The organism is Kitasatospora sp. NPDC048407 (assembly GCF_043200475.1).
Classification (GTDB): domain Bacteria; phylum Actinomycetota; class Actinomycetes; order Streptomycetales; family Streptomycetaceae; genus Kitasatospora.
Genome location: NZ_JBICXW010000026.1, coordinates 69409 through 87862, shown reverse-complemented (window position 1 = coordinate 87862; position 18454 = coordinate 69409). Strand labels below are relative to the sequence as shown.

The following is an 18454-nucleotide window of genomic DNA, read 5'->3' as shown; positions in this document are numbered from 1 at the left end:
CGCTCCCGGACACCCTGACCGCCGTGTTGGGGTGGGTCTTCTTTTTCTCCCGGGGCCACAACAAAAACCATTACGGTTTCGGGACCGAGCACGCCGGGGGGGGGGCCGGCCCCCCCCGGGGGGGCGCCCCCGGCCCGTCGGCGTTGGGGCGCCCTTCCTGAAATTCCCCCGCGCGGGTTACCCGGAGTGCCGCCGGGGTGACGCCTTCCTACGCTTCGAGGCAGGTTCCAACCTGGGAGGTTCCGTTGAAGGGCTCTCGGATAGTCAGTACCCGGACCACGCTGGTCGCCCTGCTGATGATCACACCGGCCGCGGCCTGTTCCACCAGCGGCTCGTCCGCGAAGCACTCGCCCCACCAGATCGACGTGGCACCGCTGATCCACACGTCGGCCGCCGGGGAGAAGGCCGACCCTGCGAAGGCGTTCAGCATCACCACGGAGGGCGCCGCCAAGCTCGGCGAGATCACCGTCACCGGCCCCGACGGAAAGCCCGTCGCCGGACAGCTCTCCGCCGACCAGCAGCACTGGGAGACCACCGATCCGCTCCGGGCCGGCGCCGGATACACCGTCAAGGTGACCGCCGAGGACGGCAAGGGTGGCCACGGCGAGGCGGACTCCACCTTCACCACCACGCCCGCGGAGCACGTCGTCAGCGCCGAACTCGGCCCCGACAGCTCCGGCAGCGGCGTCTACGGCGTCGGCCAGCCGCTCACCGTGACGCTGTCCGAGAAGGTCACCGACCCGGCGGCCCGGCAGCAGATAGAACGCGGTCTGACCGTCACCTCGCAGCCCGCCGTGACCGGCGCCTGGTACTGGGTAGACGACCAGAACCTGCACTTCCGCCCGGAGGACTACTGGCCGTCCAACACCACCGTCAAGCTCGCCTACGACCTGCCCGGCATCCGGATAGCCGACGGCATCTACGGCGGCGAGGAGAAGAGTCTGGCGCTGCGGACCGGCGACCGGATCGAGGCGGTCATCGACGCGGGCAGCGACGAGCTGACGTACAAGCGCAACGGCGAGGTGGTCAGGACCATCCCGGTCACCACCGGCAAGCCGGGCTTCGACACCCGCAACGGCGTCAAGGTCGTGCTCGGACAGGAGGCCGACGTCCGGATGAGCGGCGAGACCATAGGCATACCGAACGGCAGCAGCGAGTCCTACGACCTGGACGTGAAGTGGGCGACCCGGGTCACCTGGAGCGGTGAGTACGTCCACGCGGCGCCCTGGTCGACCTGGGCGCAGGGCCGGGAGAACGTCAGCCACGGTTGCACCGGCATGAGCACCGACGACGCGAAGTGGTTCTTCGACAACACCCGGGTCGGCGACCTCGTACAGGTGGTCAACAGCATGGGCCACGAGATGGAGCCGTTCGGCAACGGCTTCGGCGACTGGAACGTGGACTGGGACGAGTACGTCAAGCACAGCGCCCTCGGCAAGCCGGTGAACACGGCGGAGCCGGCGGGCGGGACGAACACCGCACCCGTCCCCGACCTCAGCGCCCCGGCCGCGGGGCGGTAGCGGCACCGCGGCGAGGGCCGCCCGGCAGGAGCACAGGCTCCTGCCGGGCGGCCCTCGTTGTGCCCGTCAGCGGTGGACGGCGTCCAGCGCGGTCAGGACGGCGGCCAGCGCCTCGTCGCGGGTGAGGCCGAGGCGGGCGGTGCGGGCGGCGTACTCGGCGGCGGCGTCGGCCGCCAGGCGGTGCGAGGTGTCGCCGGTGGGGGCGATGGTGGTGCCGGCCCGGCCGCGGGTCTCGACCACGCCGTCCGCCTCGAGTTCGCGGTAGGCGCGGGCCACCGTGTTGGCGGCCAGGCCGAGTTGCTCGGCCAGCGCGCGGACGGTGGGGAGCTTCAGACCGGTCGGGAGCTCACCCGTACGGGCCTGGGCCGCGATCTGCGAGCGCACCTGCTCGTAGGGCGGCGTGGAGGAGAGGGGGTCGATCGCCACGTGCACCCGGTCAACATAACAGGGCGCCGGGCCGGTGCCGGAGAAATATGCCAGAACCCCCACCGGCCGAAGCCGATGGGGGTTCTGACGTGGCGTGACAGCTAGGGATCAGTGGTGGCCGTGGCCGCTGGTGATCTCCAGGTACTCCTCGGAGGTGGGCTTGGCGATCTGGTTGCCCTCGCCGTAGTAGCCCTCGGAGAGCTTCGTCCGGGTCTTGGCGACCAGGCCGGCCTTGCGGGCCACACCGTTCTCGTCGACCTCGGCGGGCAGCTCCAGCGGCTGGGGCTGCTCGTGCGAGGTGAGGGTGTGCAGGTCCTTCTGCGACAGCGGCGTGTGGACCTCGACGAACTCACCGTGCGGCAGGCGCTTGATGATGCCCGACTCGCGGCCGTGCAGCACCTTCTCCTTGTCGCGGCGCTGCAGGCCGAGGCACCAGCGCTTGGTGACGAAGAAGGTGATGACCGGCACCACGAAGAAGCCGACCCGGACCATGTAGGTGATCGTGTTGATCGACATGTGCAGGTGCGTGGCGAACAGGTCGTTGCCACCGCCGACCAGCAGGACCAGGTACAGCGAGATCCAGGCCGCGCCGAGCGCGGTACGGACCGGAGCGTTGCGCGGGCGGTCCAGGATGTGGTGCTCGCGCTTGTCGCCGGTGATCCAGGACTCGATGAACGGGTAGACCGCGATCGCGACCAGGACCAGCGGGAAGATCATCAGCGGGATGAACACACCCAGGTTCAGGGTGTGGCCGCCCCAGACGGAGATCTCCCAGCCCGGCATGAAGCGGATCAGGCCTTCGGCGAAGCCCATGTACCAGTCGGGCTGGGCGTCGGTCGACACCTGGTCCGGACGGTACGGGCCGTACGCCCACACCGGGTTGATGGTGGCGACCGCCGACATCACCGCGATGATGCCGAACACCAGGAAGAAGAAGCCACCGGCCTTGGCCATGTAGACCGGCATCAGCGGCATGCCGACGACGTTCTTCTCGGTCTTGCCCGGGCCCGCCCACTGGGTGTGCTTGTGGTAGAAGACCAGGATCAGGTGCGCGACCAGCAGGCCCAGCATGATGCCCGGGATGAGCAGCACGTGGATGGTGAAGAAGCGCGGGATGATGTCGGTGCCCGGGAACTCGCCGCCGAACAGGAACATCTGGATGTAGGTGCCGACGATCGGCACCGCCAGGATCGCGCCTTCCATGAAGCGGATACCGGTACCCGACAGCAGGTCGTCCGGCAGCGAGTAGCCGAAGAAGCCGTCGAAGAAGCCCAGGCACAGCAGCAGGAAGCCGAACAGCCAGTTGATCTCACGGGGCTTGCGGAACGCGCCGGTGAAGAAGACGCGCATCATGTGCACGAACATCGCGGCGACGAAGACCAGCGCGGCCCAGTGGTGGATCTGGCGGATCAGCAGACCGCCGCGGATCTCGAAGCTGATGTCGACCGTGGAGGCGTAGGCCTCCGACATCCGGATGCCGTTCAGCGGCAGGTAGGAACCGTGGTAGACGGTCTCCGCCATGCTCGGCTTGAAGAACAGCGTCAGGTACACACCCGTGAGGATGATGATGATGAAGCTGTAGAGGCAGATCTCACCGAGCATGAAGGACCAGTGGTCCGGGAAGATCTTGCGCAGGTTGGCCTTGGCCAGGGAGTAGATCCCCAGCCGGCCGTCGACCCAGTCCGCAGTCGCCTCGGCCTTGTTGGCGGGCTTGGCGCGCGTGCTGGCCGGCTTGGAGGCACCAGTGGTGGTGCCGCTCGCGGTGCTCATCGCTTGCGCTCCCAGTAACTCGGGCCGACGGGCTCGTCGAAGTCGCCGGTGGCGATCAGGAAGCCCTGCTCATCGGTGGTGATCTTCAGCTGGGGCAGCGGGTGGCCGGCCGGGCCGAAGATGACGCGAGCGCCGTCCGCCAGGTCGAAGGTCGACTGGTGGCAGGGGCAGAGCGCGTGGTGGGTCTGCTGCTCGTACAGCGAGATCGGGCAGCCGACGTGGGTGCAGATCTTCGAGTAGGCGAGGATGCCCTCGAAGCCCAGGCCGGCGGACTTGGCGTCCTTGATGTCCTCCGGAGCGATCCGGACGAGCATCAGGGCGTCCTTGGCGATCTGCTGCTGGAAGGCCTCGTCCGACTCCTCCAGGCCGTGCGGCTTGGCGAAGGTCAGCGAGCCCTGAATGATGTCCTCGGGCTTCATCGGCTGGTCGGTGTTCATGTTGACCAGGCGGATCGGCTTGGCCGGGGTCGCCTCGACCCAGCCGGTGTTGAGGAGCTTCTTCTCCGGCAGCGGGCCGAGGTCGCGCAGCAGCACCACACCGGACAGCGGCACCAGGGCCATCGAACCGATCAGGGTGTTGCGGATCATCTTGCGACGGCCGAAGCCGGACTCCGCGGCACCGGTCTTGAACTGCTCGATGACGTCGTTGCGGACCTCGTCGGAGGCCTCGATCGGGTGACGCTCGGCCGGCAGCTCGTGGTCCGACATCAGGGTGCGGGCCCAGTGGACCGCGCCCGCGCCGATGCAGAACAGCGCCACGCCGAGGGTCATGCCCAGGGCGAAGTTGAGGGCGCTGACGTGACCCAGCGGGAAGATGTAGACGAGCTTGTCGGCGTCGATCGCGGCGTAGGACGCGATGAAGCCGACGGTCGCCAGCATCGACACCACGAACATCAGCGACACCTGGCGCTCGGCCCGCTTGGCGGCCCGCTCGTCGATGTCGGTCCGACGCGGCTCGTGGGCCGGCAGGCCCGGGTCGGCGAACGGGTCGTCGTGGGAGACGACCTCAGCGCCGTGGGAGGCGTCGTGCGCCTCCGGCAGGTTCTCTGACATGTCGTGGCTCATGACTTCTTGGCCTTGGTGGTGTGGGCGGCGACCCAGATCGCGATCGCGATCAGCACGCCGATACCGAAGATCCAGGCGAACAGGCCCTCGGTGAAGGGGCCGAGGCTACCCAGGGCCAGACCACCGGGGTTCGGCGCGTTGTTGGTGTTCTGGACGTACGCGATGATCTCGCGCTTCTGCTCCTCCGGCATGGTGGTGTCGGGGAACGAAGGCATGTTCTGCGGGCCGGTCTGCATGGCCTCGTAGATGTGCTTGGAGTCCACGCCCTCAAGGGACGGGGCGTACTTGCCGTCGGTCAGCGCGCCGCCCTTGCCGGCGAAGTTGTGGCACTGGGCGCAGTTGGTGCGGAACAGCTCGCCACCCTTGGCGACCTGCTCGGCGTTGGTGACCTTGTCCTCGGACGGCTGGTACTGCTCCGTGGTCGGAGTGACCGGGCCCGGGCCCAGCGACGCCACGTAGGCGGCCAGCTGGTCGATCTCGGACTGGGCGTAGACGGTCTTCTTGCGCGGGACCTGCGCGCCCGGCTGCTGGGCCGGCATGCGGCCGGTGCCGACCTGGAAGTCGACAGCAGCAGAGCCGACGCCGACCAGCGACGGACCGTCAGAAGTGCCCTGGCCGTTCAGGCCGTGGCAGGAGGAGCAGCCGACGGCGAAGAGCTTCTTGCCCTCGTCGATGGCGAGCGACTGCGAGGAGCTGTCGGCCTGCGCCTTCTCGGCGGGCGCGAAAGCGGCGTACAGCCCCCCGGTGGCCGCCAGGGCGAGAAGTAGAACGACGACCGCCGCCAGTGGGTGGCGCCGTCGTGCGGAGAGCTTTTTCACGGAATAACCCCGGTGTCAGGATCTGGTCGGCAGCAGCCTGCCCCCGACTCCCATGCGTCGGAACGACGCCGGGTCAGGGGCGGGGCGGCTGTTACTTGATCAGGTAGATGGTCGCGAACAGGCCGATCCACACAACGTCGACGAAGTGCCAGTAGTACGACACCACGATCGCCGCAGTGGCCTGCTCGTGGGTGAAGCGCCGCGCCGCGTAGGTCCGGCCGAGGACCAGCAGGAAGGCGATCAGACCACCCGTCACGTGGAGTCCGTGGAAGCCGGTGGTCAGGTAGAACACCGTGCCGTACGGGTCGGAGGACAGCGAAAGGCCGTCCTTCTTGACCAGGTCGGTGTACTCGAAGATCTGGCCGCCGATGAAGATGGCGCCCATCACGAAGGTGACCACGAACCAGGAACGCAGCTTCTTCACGTCACCGCGCTCGGCGGCGAACACGCCGAGCTGGCAGGTGAGCGAGGAGAGCACCAGGATCGTGGTGTTGACCGAGGAGAAGGGCACGTTGAGGGCATGGGCCTTCTCGTGCCAGAACTCGGCGCCCTTGACCGAGCGGAGGGTGAAGTACATCGCGAACAGGGCCGCGAAGAACATCAGCTCCGAGCTCAGCCAGACAATGGTTCCCACGCTGACCAGGTTCGGCCTGTTGACCGCTCCGTGCGCGTGTCCGGTTTCTGTTGCTGTTGCTGTCGCCACGACGGACATTATGTCGGTCCCTTATTCCGTCTTCACGCCGGGGGGTCTCCCTCGGAGTGTCCGGTGCGTGCGGTATGCCCGCCTCGACCCCGGTCCGTTTTCTGACGGTTGTTCGGACCGGGTGGGCGAACTGGGCTGCCGGGGTGAGCCGGTGGCGCGGCGGCTTGAGCGAGATCGCGTCGGGGTCTCTTCAGGACGGGCCCGCCGGAGTAGCATCCGTCCCAGGACGTGGTCCGGGTCACACTGGGCCGTTCGGCCGGGGGCCGCGCGCAGTCGCGGTCCGCGCGAACACAGTGGACACATATAAGAGGACGAGCACCAGGAAGCAGGGGACATGGCGCAGCACTCCGACGAGACGCTCACCGTTCTCGTCTACAGCGACGACCGCAACACCCGTGAGCAGGTGACCCTCGCTCTCGGCCCCCGCCCCGCCGGGGACGTCCCCGCCCTGGAGTACTTGGAGTGCGCCACCGCCCCCGCGGTGCTCCGGGCCCTGGAGAAGGGCGGCGTCGACCTGTGCGTGCTGGACGGCGAGGCGGTGCCCGCGGGCGGACTCGGCCTCACCCGGCAGCTGAAGGACGAGATCTACGGCTGCCCGCCGGTGCTGGTGCTGATCGGCCGCCCGCAGGACTCCTGGCTGGCCGCCTGGAGCCGGGCCGACGCGGCGATCTCGCACCCCGTCGACCCGGTGGCGCTGGCCGACGCCGCGACCACGCTGCTGCGGGCCCGGGTGGCCCGGCGGGCACCGGCCGCGCGCTGACGCTTTCCGGCAGGTGTCTCAGCCGGCGTCTCAACTGGAGAGAAGGGGACGGCAAGTAAGGGCGGCCGTCCCCGCGCGCTCGATAGGCTGACTCCATTCCTCTGCGACAAGACGAGAGCTGGAGACGGCCATGGTGAACGTGCACTCTGCGAACGGCGGTAGCGACCCCGCGCAGGTGGTTCGCTCCTGGCCCGACCTCCTGATGGCCCTGATGCGCGGCGAGGACCTCGCCCAGGCCGACACCGCCTGGGCGATGGACCGGATCATGAGCGGCGAGGCCAGCCCCGTGCAGGTGGCCGGCTTCCTGATCGCGCTGCGCGGCAAGGGCGAGACGGTCGAGGAGATCTCCGGCCTGGTCGAGGCGATGTACGCGCACGCCGTGCCGCTGGACATTCCCGGGCCGGCCGTCGACATCGTCGGCACCGGCGGCGACCGCGCCAAGACCGTCAACATCTCCACCATGTCGGCGGTGGTCGCCGCGGCGGCCGGCGCGAAGGTGGTCAAGCACGGCAACCGGGCCTCCTCCTCGGCGTCCGGCTCCTCGGACGTGCTCGGGCGGCTCGGCATCAACCTGGACCTGTCGGCCCCGCGGGTCGCGGCAGTGGCCGAGGAGGTCGGGCTGACCTTCTGCTTCGCCGCCAAGTTCCACCCCTCGATGCGGCACACCGCGCAGGCCCGCGCCGAACTCGCCGTCCCCACGGTGTTCAACATCCTCGGCCCGCTCACCAACCCCGCCAAGGTCGGCGCCCACGCGGTCGGCTGCTTCGACACCCGGCTGGCCGGACTGATCGCCGGCGTGCTGGCCCGGCGCGGCGGGCAGGGACTGGTGTTCCGGGGTGACGACGGGCTCGACGAGCTGACGATCACCACCACGTCGCACGTCTGGGTGATCCGGGACGGGCAGGTGACCGAGACCCAGTTCGACCCGCGCGAGGTCGGGATCGAGCTGGTCGGGATCGAGGCGCTGCGAGGCGCGGACGCGGAGTTCAACGCGGCGGTCGCGCGGCGGGTGCTGAACGGGGAGCGCGGGCCGGTGCGGGACGCGGTGCTGCTCAACAGCGCGGCCGCGCTGGTGGCGCTGGAGCTGACGGACGCGCCGCTGGGTGAGCAGCTCGCGGCGGGGATGGTGCGGACGGCTGCGGCGATTGACTCCGGGGCGGCGGGGGAGTTGCTGAAGCGGTGGGCGGAGGCTACGCAGTAGCGGGGCCTTGAACCAACGGTCCGTCCGGGGAGGGGAGTTGCTCCTGCCCGGGCGGATCTTTCCGCTTGTGTGTGGGGGGCTGGTCGCGCAGTTCCCCGCGCCCCTGATGGGGCCAATGTGACCGAGTGTCAGGGGTGGGGCGTCCACGTTCTGGACGGGGGTTGAGGTCGTGGGCTGCTCGTGTATGGTCTTGCGCAGGTCATGAGTGGCAGCGCCAAGCCCCAGCTTGCTGTCCGGCAACCCTCCGTCCGTGGCGGGGTGCCCTGGGTGAGGACCGGGCTGCGTGGCGATCCGTCTGCGCGGCAAGCGCGGACTTCCGGTTGATGCACCCCGGGGTCCTTACCCTGTGGAGGAGTGCATCCATGTCTGTGACCGCCGAGATCTGTGAGCCGTTGGCCGTGCTGGGCCAGGACGTCGAGGTGCCGTTGGCGTCGGGCGAGAAGGTCGGGTACGCGGCGCTGGACTACGCGGCGAGCGCGCCGGCGCTGGCCCGGGTGTGGGAGGACGTGGCGGCGTACGCGCCGTACTACGGGTCGGTGCACCGGGGGGCCGGATACCTGTCGCAGCTGTCGACGGACCTGTTCGAGCAGAGCCGCCGGACCGTCGAGGAGTTCCTGGACCTGCGGGACGGCGACCAGGTGGTGTTCACCCGGGCGACCACCGACTCGTTGAACCTGCTGGCCGGTGCGGTGCCCGTCGGGACCGAGGTGTTCGCGTTCGAGACCGAGCACCACGCTTCGCTGCTGCCGTGGCGGCGTGAGGGATTGACGGTGCGCTACTTGCGGGCGCCGCGTTCGCACGGCGAGGCGGTGGCCGCGCTGGAGGAGGCGCTGCTGGGGGCGGCCGGGGGGCCGAAGCTGTTCTGCGTGACCGGGGCGTCGAACGTCACCGGCGAGCTGTGGCCGGTCAGGGAGCTGACCGAGGTCGCGCACCGGTACGGCGCCCGGGTGGTGCTGGACGCGGCCCAGCTGGCGCCGCACCACCGGGTCTCGGTGCGGGAGTTGGACGTCGACTGGATCGCGTTCTCCGGCCACAAGCTGTACGCGCCGTTCGGTGCCGGCGTGCTGGCCGGGCGGTCGGACTGGCTGGACGCGGCGGAGCCGTACCTGGCCGGTGGCGGGGCGAGCCGGACGGTGGCCCGGGAGCTGGACGGCTCGGTGGCGGTGGAGTGGCACACCGGCCCGGCCCGGCACGAGGCCGGTTCGCCGAACGTGATCGGCGCGTACGCGATCGCCTCGGCCTGCCGGGCGCTCACCGAGGCGGGCTTCGAGGAGCTGGAGGCCCGGGAGCGGGCGCTGGTGGCGAAGCTGACCGAGGGCCTGGCGGCGATCCCCGAGGTGCGGGTGCTCAGCCTGTTCGGTGAGGGCTCCGACCGGGTCGGCGTGGTGTCCTTCGTGGTGCGCGGCTGGAACAGCTCGCACTTCTCGGCCGCGCTGTCCGCCGAGTACGGCATCGGCGTGCGGGACGGGCTGTTCTGCGCGCACCCGCTGGTGCGGACGCTGCTGGGCGGGGAGGACGCCGCGCCCAGCCAGTGCGGGGCGCCCGAGCCGTCGCTGCCAGGGGAGCGCAGCCTGAACGCGATCCGGGTCAGCTTCGGCGCCGGCACCCCCGTCGAGCACCTGGACCGGTTCCTGACGGCCGTTCGGGACCTGGTGACCGACGGCGCGCGGTGGAGCTACCGCAACGAGGGCGGGCGCTGCGTCGCGGACACGCGGCAGCGCTGAGCGGCTACTCGCCCAGGCCGAGCGAGAACGCGGCCTCCAGGTCGTGCTGCGAGTAGGTGCGGAAGGCGATGTGGGTCTCGGTGTTGGAGACGCCCGGGACCTTGTTGAGGCGGCCGGGGATCACGTCGGCCAGATCCTCGTGGCCCCGGACCCGCACCATCGCGACCAGGTCGTAGGTGCCGGTGACGGAGTAGACCTCGCTGACGCCCTCGATGGCCGCGATCGCCTCGGCGATCTCGGGGATCCGGTCGACGCTGGTGTTGATGAGGACGATCGCGGTGATCACTGAGCAACTCCTGTTCGAGAAGGTGCGCCAAGGGTATCGCCCGCCGGACGGGCGGCCCAGGCGAACAGCCAGCCCGTCACGAAGCCGATCACATGCACCAGATAGGCCACCCCGCTGCCGCCCGAACTGACGGACCAGCCCTGCAGCGCGAACCACAGGCCGAGCACCAGCCAGGCCGGGAAACGCAGTGGCAGGAACAGCAGAACCGGCACCAGCACCGTCACGCGGGCTCTCGGCCACAGCCGCAGGTACGCGCCCAGCACCCCCGCGATCGCGCCGGACGCGCCGACCAGGGCGCGCATCCCGTCCGCGGTGTGCGCCTCGGCCACCGCGTAGCCGTAGGTGGCCAGGTAGCCGATCGCCAGGTAGCCGACCAGGAAGCGCACCCGGCCCAGCCGGGCCTCCACGGCCGGGCCGAAGACGAACAGGAACAGCAGGTTGCCCAGCAGGTGCAGCCACCCCGCGTGGACGAACAGTGAAGTGAGGACGGAGAGTTCGGGGATCTTGGAGGGGGTCGGCGGCAGCGCGCAGCCCGGGGTCGCCGGGGCCAGCGAGGACAGCTGGGAGGCCGTCAGGGGGTGGCCGCTCAGCAGCTCGGCGGGCACCGCGCCCCAGCGGTGCTCGTAGCGCTGCTCGGCGCAGATCCGGGCGTCGCCGCTGCCGTACACCGGGTTCAGACCGGCCGGGCCGGCCACCAGGACCAGCGCGGACAGCGCGATCAGCAGGTGGGCGACGACCGGGGTGCGGGCGGTCCCCCCGGCCGTCGGCGAACCGGCCCGGGCGGGGGCGGAGAGCACCATGCCGATGAGCATTCCTCGGGGGCGCACTCGCGACACCGGGCGCTGCTCCGGACGGGTGAGCGTCCGGGCTGTGGACCGGTGATCCGGCCGCCGCGGCACAGGCAATAGGGTGGAGGCCCGTAAACGGGGACCAGCCGAGAGGGACCACTGATGACCATTGCCGCGCCGACCGCCGAGACCCGCTGGCGCTGCACCCTGTGCGGCAACCTCACCCGCTTCGACGTCACCCGGTCCTCCCGCGTGATCGACTTCGTGCACTTCGACCTGTCCGGCGACTCCAAGGTGGAGGAGACCCAGGTGCTCTCCGAGACCATCGAGTCGGTGCGCTGCCGCTGGTGCAACGCCGTGGACCAGGTCGAGCTGGTCGCCCGCCCGGGCGCCGAGGAGCCCGAGGACGGCGGCCCCGCGCAGGGCTGACACGCTTCCACCGCCCCGCGTCCCCGTCCGCGCCCCGGACCGGGGCGCGGGGCGGACTCGTCGGCGGGGTGCTGTCGGTGCGGCACGGTAGACGGGACAATTGCAAGCAGCGGCGGACACCAACGCCCCCGGCACCCGCCGGGGCCCGCCCGGATCAGGATCGGAGCCGAGAACAGTGGCGGAGGCAGCGAACGCGCCCGCGGGCACGGACGGGACCGCGCACGCTCCGGTCCATGAGGAAATCGGCCCGGTCGAGGCCGGGTCGGTCACCGAGGCCGGGTCGGTCACCGAGGCCGGCGGCGACATGGCCGGCCGGGCGCTGCCCGAGGGAGTGCGCCGCCGGGTGGTGGGCATCGCCTCCGACGCGCTCGGCGGCATCGCCGCCGGCGAACTGCCCGCCGCGCTGCGCCCGTACGCCAAGTTCACCGCCGCCCGGCGGGCCAAGTACGCGGCCACCGCGCTGGCCGCCGCGCTGGAGTCCGACCCCGCGTTCCGGGTGCGGATAGCCGAGCGGCTGCGGCTCGGCCAGCCGGACCTGGTGCGTGCCCTGGAGGCGGGCACCGTGCCGGCCGCCGCCGACCCGATGGACGTGGCCGCCGCCGCCTACCTGGTGCGGCCCACCGGCTGGGCCCGGCTGGTCGAGGAGGCCGGGGAACAGGCCGAACGGGTCGACGCCGAGGGCGTCGCCGCCGAGGCCGCCCGGCTGGCCGAGAAGCTCCACGAGGAGCTGGCCGAGGCCCGCACCACCGCCCGCGCCGAACTCGAGCGCCACCGCGCCGAGTCCGAAGGGGTGCGCCGGGAGGCGGACTCGCTGCGCAAGAAGGTCCGCTCGCTGGAGGCCGACACCCGCCGCGCGCAGGCCGAGAGCCGCCGACTGGCCGCCGAACTGGAGGCCGCCCGGGCCGCCGCCGCCGCCGAGCGCGGCGCCGCCGAGATCGAGGCCCGCCGGCTGCGGCACCGGGTCGCCGAACTGGAGGCGGCCGTGGAGACCGGCCGGCGCACCGCCCGGGAGGGCCGCAGCGTCGAGGACATGCGGCTGCGGCTGCTGCTGGACACCGTGCTGCAGTCCGCGCAGGGCCTGCAGCGGGAGCTGGCGCTGCCGGTGACGGCGCTGCGCCCGGCCGACCTGGTGGAGGCGGTGGAGCCCGGTTCGGCCTCGCCGCACGACGTGGCCCGGCGCGGGCTGGCCGAGGACGACCCGGCGCTGCTGGACCAGCTGCTGGCCATCCCGCAGGTCCACCTGGTGGTGGACGGCTACAACGTGACCAAGACCGGCTACCCGCAACTGCCGCTGGAGCAGCAGCGGTTGAGGCTGCTGGGCGGTCTGGCGATGCTGGCCCAGCGGACCCAGGCCGAGGTGACCTGCGTGTTCGACGGCCAGGACCTGGACGTTCCGGTGATCATGGCCCCGCCGCGCGGCGTCCGGGTCCGGTTCAGCCGGACCGGGGAGACCGCGGACGAGCTGATCCGCCGCCTGGTGCGGGCCGAGCCGCAGGGCCGGCCGGTGGTGGTGGTGTCCGCCGACAAGGAGGTCGCGGACGGGGTGCGCAAGGCCGGCGCCCGCCCGGTGGCCTCGGTTCTGCTGCTGAACCGCCTGTCGCGCAGCTGACGGGCGCTCAGCGGTGTTGGGGCGTCCGGAGTGTGTCGGTGTGGTGAAGAGGGGCGGAGAAGTGAATCCGGGAGCCCCCCGGGAGTGGACGCGGAGGCAGGGACTTCACTAGGGTCTGGCGTCAAACCTATATTCCGGACTATCGCTCTAACGGGTGAGTCCAGAGGAAGAAGGAGCACCGCCTTGGCCTCCCACCGCCGTCCCAAGCAGCCGAGTCGCGCCCGGGTGACCGTGCTCACCGCTGCCGCCGCGACCGCGGTCGCCCTGTCGGCCCAGGTGAGTGCGCACGCCGCGCCGGCCCAGCCGAACAAGGACGAGATCAAGGCGCAGGTCGACAAGCTCATGGAGGAGCAGGAGCAGGCGGCCGAGAAGTACAACGGCGCCAAGGAGCAGGCCGACCAGCTCCGCAAGCAGGCCGACCAGCTGCAGGACCAGCTGGCCCGCAGCCAGGACCAGCTGAACGAGCTGTCCTCCGGGCTCGCGGCGGTGGCCGGCGACCAGTACCGGCACGCGGGCGTCGACCCGTCGATGCAGCTGATGCTCTCCGCCGACCCGGACAAGTACCTGGACAAGGCGTCCTCCTTCGACCAGGCGGCCAGCACCCAGGCCGAGACCCTGAAGTCGCTGCAGGACCAGCAGCGCCGGCTGAACCAGCAGAAGCAGGAAGCGGCGGACGTCCTGAAGGAGCTGGACAACTCCACCCAGGCGCTCAACGACGCCAAGAACGAGGTCAGGACCAAGCTGGAGCAGGCGCAGAACCTGCTCAACCAGCTCTCCGCCTCCGACCGGCGGGCGATCACGCAAGGCGACGGCGCCGCCTCGCGCAGTGCCGACCGGGTCGACCCGGCCACCCTGCCGAAGGCCGCCGGCTACGCCGGGGTCGCGGTGCAGCGGGCGCTCGACAAGCGCGGTGCGCCGTACGTGTGGGGTGCGACCGGCCCGAGCACCTTCGACTGCTCCGGCCTGATGGTGTGGGCGTACGCGCAGGCCGGCGTGTCGCTGCCGCGCACCTCGCAGGCGCAGGGCAGCTACGGCGCCAGCGTCGGCACCGACTGGCACAACGCCCAGCCCGGTGACCTGGTGGTCTACTACGGCGACCGGCACCACGTCGGCATGTACATCGGCAACGGCATGGTGGTGCACGCGCCGCACACCGGTGACGTGGTGAAGACCATGAAGGTCGACGCGATGCCGATCTCGACCATCCGTCGGGTCTGACGGTCCGACAAACCGGACATAGGCCCCTCGGGGCGACAATTGACACGCCGTGACACGCCCGGGCGGGTCGAGATCCTGCTGTGATCTCGAACACGTCCGGGCGTCGCGTTTCCCTGGTGAACGGCGGGAAATGCTACGCACTGCGCAACGGATCCCTTACGTTCGGTCAGTTTCGTAATCGAAATTGACTCAGATTCAGATTTTTTTCCGACAAGGATTTGAACGGATCACGGATCGGTTACTAGGGTCATAGTTCGACCACCGCAGAGTCGATCGCCCAAGGGGGGCGACGGCGGAGGTCGCCGCCGAGTCCGTGACGCAGCGGGTGGATCGCCAGAACGAGATCCGCCGACGGGGATACCCCTGAGGGGGTTGCTGTCGAACGGAGCCGGGGAACCACGTTCCCCCGGGGTGAATCGGCGCCAGGTCGGCCGCGAGAGCGGCCGGTGAGGCGCTGTAGGGCGTCTCTTCCGGCCCGAACCCGTCAGCTCACCCGGTAGGCGGTGTGAGGAAGAAGGAGTCCGCCTTCGTGGCGTCCCATCGCCGTCCCAAGCCCGTCGGCCGTGCCCGGGTCTCGATTCTCACTGCCGCTGCCGCCACCGCCGTCGCGCTGTCCGCCCAGACCGGCGCGCACGCCGACCCGGCGCCCACCAAGGACCAGGTCAAGGCGCAGGTCGACCAGCTCAACGAGCAGGCCGAGGTGAAGACCGAGGCGCTCAACGCCTCCGTCGAGAAGCAGCAGAACCTGCAGAAGCAGGTCACCCAACTGCAGGACCAGCTGGCCCGCCAGCAGGAGCAGGTGGCCACCGTCCAGGACAGCCTGGCGACGATCGCCGCCGAGCAGTACCGCAACGGCGGCATGCCGCAGACCATGCAGCTGATGCTCTCCAGCAACCCGGACAGCTTCCTCGGGCAGGCCGGCACGCTGAACACGGTCGGCGCCACCCAGGCCGACCTGCTCAAGAGCTTCAAGGCCGAGCAGGCCAAGCTCGACGGGCAGCGCGAGGAGGCCGCGCAGAAGCTCGCCGAACTGGACACCACCACGAAGGCCCTCAAGGCCGACAAGGAAGACGTCCAGTCCAAGCTGGCCAAGGCGCAGGAGCTGCTCAACACGCTCACCCAGAAGGAGCGCGACGATCTCGCGGCGGCCGAGGCCAAGGCCGCGAACGACTCCCGCACCCAGGCCGAGCGCGCCTCCCGCGACAACACCCGCACCGACCTCGGCGCCCCGCCGGCGCAGGCGCCGGCCGGCTACGCGGGTGCCGCGATGAACGCCGCGCTGTCCAAGCTGGGCAGCTGGTACTCCTACGGCGCGGCCGGCCCGAGCACCTTCGACTGCTCCGGTCTGATGCAGTGGGCGTACGCCCAGGCGGGTGTCTCCATCCCGCGCACCTCGCAGGCCCAGGCGGGTGCCGGCACCAGCCTCGGCACCAACATCGCCAACGCCCGTCCGGGTGACCTGATCATCTACTACGGCGACCAGCACCACGTCGGCATGTACGTCGGAAACGGGCAGATCGTGCACGCCCCGCACACCGGCGCGCAGGTCCGCTACGAGTCGGCGACCGTCATGCCGATCACCAAGATCGTCCGGATCTGACGGCCGCTCGGAGCCTTCGGCCCGGCACCCCGCACAGGGGGTGCCGGGCCGCCCTCGTTCCGGTGTCCGATTCGCGGTCGAATATTCGAAGTTGTCAGGGTTTGGACTGGATCCGTCCGACTCGCTAACCTCTGCCCCGGCCCCCCGTGCGGACGGCCGTCCGATCCGCGGGCGGCGGCGGAGGCCGGAGCTCAGGAACGGAGTCGTCGCACGTGCCAGTGCACCGTCGCCCCCCACTGCCCGGTGTCCAACGCCTCGCCCGAGCCCTGGCGCTCACCGCCGCCGCGACGGGCGTGATCCATCTCGGCGTCGCCCCGGCCGCCGCCACTCCGGCCGACCCGCCGGACCGCGCCGACGTCAAGGCGCAGGTCGACCAGCTGTACGACGAGGCCGAGCAGGCCTCCGAGAAGTACAACGCCGCCCAGGAACAGCAGAAACGGCTGCAGCGCGAGGCCGGCATCCTGCTGACCCAGGTCGCCGCCGGGCAGGACGACCTCAACCGGCTGCGCGCCGACCTCGGGGCGGTGGTCGCCGCCCAGTACCGCGCCCAGGGCCTCGATCCCACGCTGCGGCTGATGCTCGACAACGACCCGGCGTCCTACCTGGCCGGCGCCCGCTCGCTCGGCCAGGCCACCGCCCGGCAGAACGAGACCCTGCGCGACCTGCGCGAACGACAACGCCGGCTGGACCAGCGCCGTCAGGAGACCGCGGCCAAACTCGACGAACTGGAACAGGTCCGGCACCGCCTGGCCGCCGCCAAGGACGAAGTCCGCACCCGCCTCGCCCGGGCCCGGCAGCTGCTCGGCGACCTCACCGCCGCCGAGCGCGACCGGCTCGCCTACGACGACGACGCCCGGGCCGCCCGCGGCGCCGACCGCTTCGACCTCGGCAACGAGCCCCCCGCGTCCGACCGCGCCGCCGCCGCGCTGAACGCGGCCGTCTCGAAGATCGGCTCCTCGTACGTGTACGGATCCACCGGGCCCAGCACGTTCGACTGCTCCGGTCTGATGTACTGGGCGTGGCGGCAGGCCGGAGTGACCCTGCCGCGGACCTCGCAGGGGCAGGCCTCGGCCGGCCGGCGGGTGAGCCTCGCCGAAGCCCGGCCCGGAGACCTGGTGATCTTCTTCAAGGACAGGCACCACGTCGGCATGTACGCCGGCGGCGGTGTCGTCGTGCACGCGCCGCACCCCGGCGCCCGGGTCCGCTACGAGAGCGTCAGCGCGATGCCGGTCAACTCGGTGGTGCGGGTCTGAGCCAGCACGAGCCCCTGGTCACCGACCTGCCGCAGGCGCCGGCGCCGCGGCAGGCCGGTGCTTCGCCGTCCCGGCGGGCCGCGCTGCTGGTCGCCGCCGGGTGCGCGGCCCAGCTCTCGCTGCCCCGGGTGCTCCCCGCCGGGCCCGCCGGACCGGCCGCCGCCCCGCCCGGGCCGGGCGCGCCGTCCGGGGCCCGGGACGCCGTCGCGCAGGTGCTGTCGCGGCGGGCGGGCGCGATCCTGCGGCGCGACCCCGCCGGGCTGCCGACGGCGGCGGGCGCCGAGGAGGCCGACCGGGACCTGCTCACCCGTACCGCCGCGATCCGGTTCACCGAGTACACGCTGCGGCTGACCACCTTCACCGAACCCGCGCCCGGCGCCGAACGGCTGACCGTCGGCGCCGAACTCGGCTACCGGATCTCCGGCGTGGACGACTACCCGGCGCTGCTGGAACGGCAGATCGACCTGCAGCGCGAGCCGGCCGGCTGGCGGGTGCTCCGGGAGGTGCCCACCGGCGCGGTGGCGCCCTGGGACCTGGGCACCGTCCGGACCGCGACCGGGCGGCACAGCCTGGCGCTGGGCCTCGGCGAGGACGGCGAACTCGCCGACCTGGCCGCCCTCGCCGACCGTGCGGTGCCCACCGTCGAAGGCGTCTGGGGTCCCTGGAAGCCCGGCCGACTGCTGCTCGAACTGCCGCTCACCGTCCAGCAGTTCGCCCGCCGGATGGACGTATCCGCAGACGCGTACCAGGGGATAGCCGCAGTCACCCTGGCGGTCGGCGGCGCGCCGACGCACACCCCCGCGGATCGGATCGTGGTCAACCCCGACGCGTACCGGCAGCTCAGCGAGCTCGGCCGCCGGGTGGTGGTGACCCACGAGGCCACTCACGTCGCCACCCGGGCCGACACCAAGGCGTGCACCCCGTTGTGGCTGTCCGAGGGCGTCGCCGACTACACCGGCTACCAGGGCACCGGGCGGACCACCCGGCAGATCGTCCCCGAACTCGCCAAGGACGTCCGGGCCGGGCGGATGCCCACCGGGCTGCCCACCGACGACGCGTTCACCGCCGGCTCGGCCGGCATCTCGCAGGCCTACGAACTGTCCTGGCTGGCCTGCGACTTGATCGCCCACCGGTACGGGCCGGACCGGCTGGTGGCGCTCTACCGGGCCGTCGGGCAGAACGGCGCCGGCGGCCTGGAACGCGCATTCCGGGCCGAACTCGGCCTCGGCGTCGCCGAGTTCACCAAGGACTGGACGGCCGCGGTGGCCACCCTGCGGGACTGACC

Annotated in this window: 17 protein-coding genes and 2 riboswitches; of the genes, 10 read left to right on the top strand and 7 right to left on the bottom strand. The window is 71.3% G+C overall.

Annotated features, from left to right (window positions below; genetic code table 11):
• Window positions 1–245 precede the first annotated feature (245 nt).
• Window positions 246–1520, top strand: coding sequence for an Ig-like domain-containing protein (locus tag ACGFWJ_RS32150; RefSeq protein ID WP_392955729.1), 1275 nt, complete (start codon window positions 246–248; stop codon window positions 1518–1520).
• A gap of 66 nt (window positions 1521–1586) precedes the next feature.
• Here ACGFWJ_RS32150 and ACGFWJ_RS32145 read toward each other — a convergent pair whose 3' ends face one another.
• From ACGFWJ_RS32145 to ACGFWJ_RS32125, 5 genes are all read right to left on the bottom strand, one after another.
• Complete coding sequence (locus tag ACGFWJ_RS32145; protein ID WP_387643641.1) at window positions 1587–1952, bottom strand: GntR family transcriptional regulator; 366 nt, start codon at window positions 1950–1952, stop codon at window positions 1587–1589.
• A gap of 102 nt (window positions 1953–2054) precedes the next feature.
• Window positions 2055–3716 carry a cytochrome bc complex cytochrome b subunit gene (locus ACGFWJ_RS32140; protein ID WP_392955726.1) on the bottom strand — a complete coding sequence of 554 codons (1662 nt, stop codon included), beginning with the start codon at window positions 3714–3716 and terminating at the stop codon, window positions 2055–2057.
• On the bottom strand, window positions 3713–4768 hold the full coding sequence (locus ACGFWJ_RS32135) for a Rieske 2Fe-2S domain-containing protein (protein ID WP_392955724.1): 1056 nt from the start codon (window positions 4766–4768) through the stop codon (window positions 3713–3715). The genes ACGFWJ_RS32140 and ACGFWJ_RS32135 overlap by 4 nt, the downstream gene beginning before the upstream one ends.
• An 8-nt stretch (window positions 4769–4776) precedes the next feature.
• A complete protein-coding gene (locus ACGFWJ_RS32130) occupies window positions 4777–5598 on the bottom strand; it encodes a c-type cytochrome (RefSeq protein ID WP_392955723.1) in 822 nt (273 codons plus the stop codon).
• A gap of 91 nt (window positions 5599–5689) precedes the next feature.
• Window positions 5690–6310, bottom strand: coding sequence for a heme-copper oxidase subunit III (locus tag ACGFWJ_RS32125; RefSeq protein WP_043913532.1), 621 nt, complete (start codon window positions 6308–6310; stop codon window positions 5690–5692).
• A 325-nt stretch (window positions 6311–6635) separates the two neighbouring features.
• Here ACGFWJ_RS32125 and ACGFWJ_RS32120 point away from each other — a divergent pair, with 325 nt between their 5' ends.
• The 3 genes from ACGFWJ_RS32120 (at window position 6636) to ACGFWJ_RS32110 (ending at window position 9986) form a co-directional block, all read left to right on the top strand.
• The gene (locus tag ACGFWJ_RS32120) at window positions 6636–7061 is read left to right on the top strand and encodes a hypothetical protein (RefSeq protein WP_392955720.1); all 426 of its coding nucleotides are present in this window, start codon (window positions 6636–6638) and stop codon (window positions 7059–7061) included.
• A 130-nt stretch (window positions 7062–7191) separates the two neighbouring features.
• Complete coding sequence (gene trpD / locus ACGFWJ_RS32115) at window positions 7192–8262, top strand: anthranilate phosphoribosyltransferase (RefSeq protein ID WP_392955718.1); 1071 nt, start codon at window positions 7192–7194, stop codon at window positions 8260–8262.
• 197 nt (window positions 8263–8459) lie between these two features.
• A riboswitch (SAM riboswitch) is annotated at window positions 8460–8577 on the top strand.
• A gap of 47 nt (window positions 8578–8624) precedes the next feature.
• A complete protein-coding gene (locus ACGFWJ_RS32110; RefSeq protein WP_392955716.1) occupies window positions 8625–9986 on the top strand; it encodes an aminotransferase class V-fold PLP-dependent enzyme in 1362 nt (453 codons plus the stop codon).
• Between the two features lie 4 nt (window positions 9987–9990).
• On the opposite strand, the gene ACGFWJ_RS32105 is transcribed toward ACGFWJ_RS32110, so the two are convergent.
• Window positions 9991–10272 carry an Lrp/AsnC ligand binding domain-containing protein gene (locus ACGFWJ_RS32105; protein ID WP_387643658.1) on the bottom strand — a complete coding sequence of 94 codons (282 nt, stop codon included), beginning with the start codon at window positions 10270–10272 and terminating at the stop codon, window positions 9991–9993.
• Complete coding sequence (locus ACGFWJ_RS32100) at window positions 10269–11072, bottom strand: rhomboid family intramembrane serine protease (RefSeq protein WP_392955714.1); 804 nt, start codon at window positions 11070–11072, stop codon at window positions 10269–10271. The genes ACGFWJ_RS32105 and ACGFWJ_RS32100 overlap by 4 nt, the downstream gene beginning before the upstream one ends.
• 150 nt (window positions 11073–11222) lie before the next feature.
• Here ACGFWJ_RS32100 and ACGFWJ_RS32095 point away from each other — a divergent pair, with 150 nt between their 5' ends.
• The 6 genes from ACGFWJ_RS32095 to ACGFWJ_RS32070 all read left to right on the top strand — a co-directional run bounded on the left by ACGFWJ_RS32095 (window position 11223) and on the right by ACGFWJ_RS32070 (window position 18452).
• The gene (locus tag ACGFWJ_RS32095; protein WP_387643664.1) at window positions 11223–11489 is read left to right on the top strand and encodes a hypothetical protein; all 267 of its coding nucleotides are present in this window, start codon (window positions 11223–11225) and stop codon (window positions 11487–11489) included.
• 304 nt (window positions 11490–11793) lie between these two features.
• A complete protein-coding gene (locus tag ACGFWJ_RS32090) occupies window positions 11794–13098 on the top strand; it encodes an NYN domain-containing protein (protein WP_387643863.1) in 1305 nt (434 codons plus the stop codon).
• Window positions 13099–13281: 183 nt separating this feature from the next.
• Complete coding sequence (locus ACGFWJ_RS32085) at window positions 13282–14316, top strand: NlpC/P60 family protein (protein WP_392955712.1); 1035 nt, start codon at window positions 13282–13284, stop codon at window positions 14314–14316.
• Window positions 14317–14682: 366 nt separating this feature from the next.
• Window positions 14683–14835: riboswitch (cyclic di-AMP (ydaO/yuaA leader) on the top strand.
• Window positions 14836–14845: 10 nt separating this feature from the next.
• Window positions 14846–15916 (top strand): NlpC/P60 family protein, encoded by a 1071-nt coding sequence (locus tag ACGFWJ_RS32080; RefSeq protein WP_392955710.1) that lies wholly within the window; start codon window positions 14846–14848, stop codon window positions 15914–15916.
• 212 nt (window positions 15917–16128) lie between these two features.
• Entirely contained in the window at window positions 16129–17169 is a 1041-nt protein-coding gene (locus ACGFWJ_RS32075; RefSeq protein ID WP_392955708.1) for an NlpC/P60 family protein, read from the top strand.
• 128 nt (window positions 17170–17297) lie between these two features.
• Window positions 17298–18452, top strand: a complete 1155-nt coding sequence (locus ACGFWJ_RS32070) for a hypothetical protein (protein ID WP_387643673.1) — start codon at window positions 17298–17300, stop codon at window positions 18450–18452.
• Window positions 18453–18454: the final 2 nt, after the last annotated feature.

What these genes read in the sequence shown, in the direction of transcription:
- trpD (WP_392955718.1), top strand. Translation starts at nt 7,192, where the DNA reads ATGGTGAACGTGCACTCTGCGAACGGCGGTAGCGACCCCGCGCAGGTG.
- ACGFWJ_RS32100 (WP_392955714.1), bottom strand. Translation starts at nt 11,072, where the DNA reads ATGGTGCTCTCCGCCCCCGCCCGGGCCGGTTCGCCGACGGCCGGGGGG.
- ACGFWJ_RS32125 (WP_043913532.1), bottom strand. Translation starts at nt 6,310, where the DNA reads ATGTCCGTCGTGGCGACAGCAACAGCAACAGAAACCGGACACGCGCAC.
- ACGFWJ_RS32095 (WP_387643664.1), top strand. Translation starts at nt 11,223, where the DNA reads ATGACCATTGCCGCGCCGACCGCCGAGACCCGCTGGCGCTGCACCCTG.
- ACGFWJ_RS32120 (WP_392955720.1), top strand. Translation starts at nt 6,636, where the DNA reads ATGGCGCAGCACTCCGACGAGACGCTCACCGTTCTCGTCTACAGCGAC.
- ACGFWJ_RS32110 (WP_392955716.1), top strand. Translation starts at nt 8,625, where the DNA reads ATGTCTGTGACCGCCGAGATCTGTGAGCCGTTGGCCGTGCTGGGCCAG.
- ACGFWJ_RS32135 (WP_392955724.1), bottom strand. Translation starts at nt 4,768, where the DNA reads ATGTCAGAGAACCTGCCGGAGGCGCACGACGCCTCCCACGGCGCTGAG.
- ACGFWJ_RS32090 (WP_387643863.1), top strand. Translation starts at nt 11,794, where the DNA reads ATGGCCGGCCGGGCGCTGCCCGAGGGAGTGCGCCGCCGGGTGGTGGGC.
- ACGFWJ_RS32140 (WP_392955726.1), bottom strand. Translation starts at nt 3,716, where the DNA reads ATGAGCACCGCGAGCGGCACCACCACTGGTGCCTCCAAGCCGGCCAGC.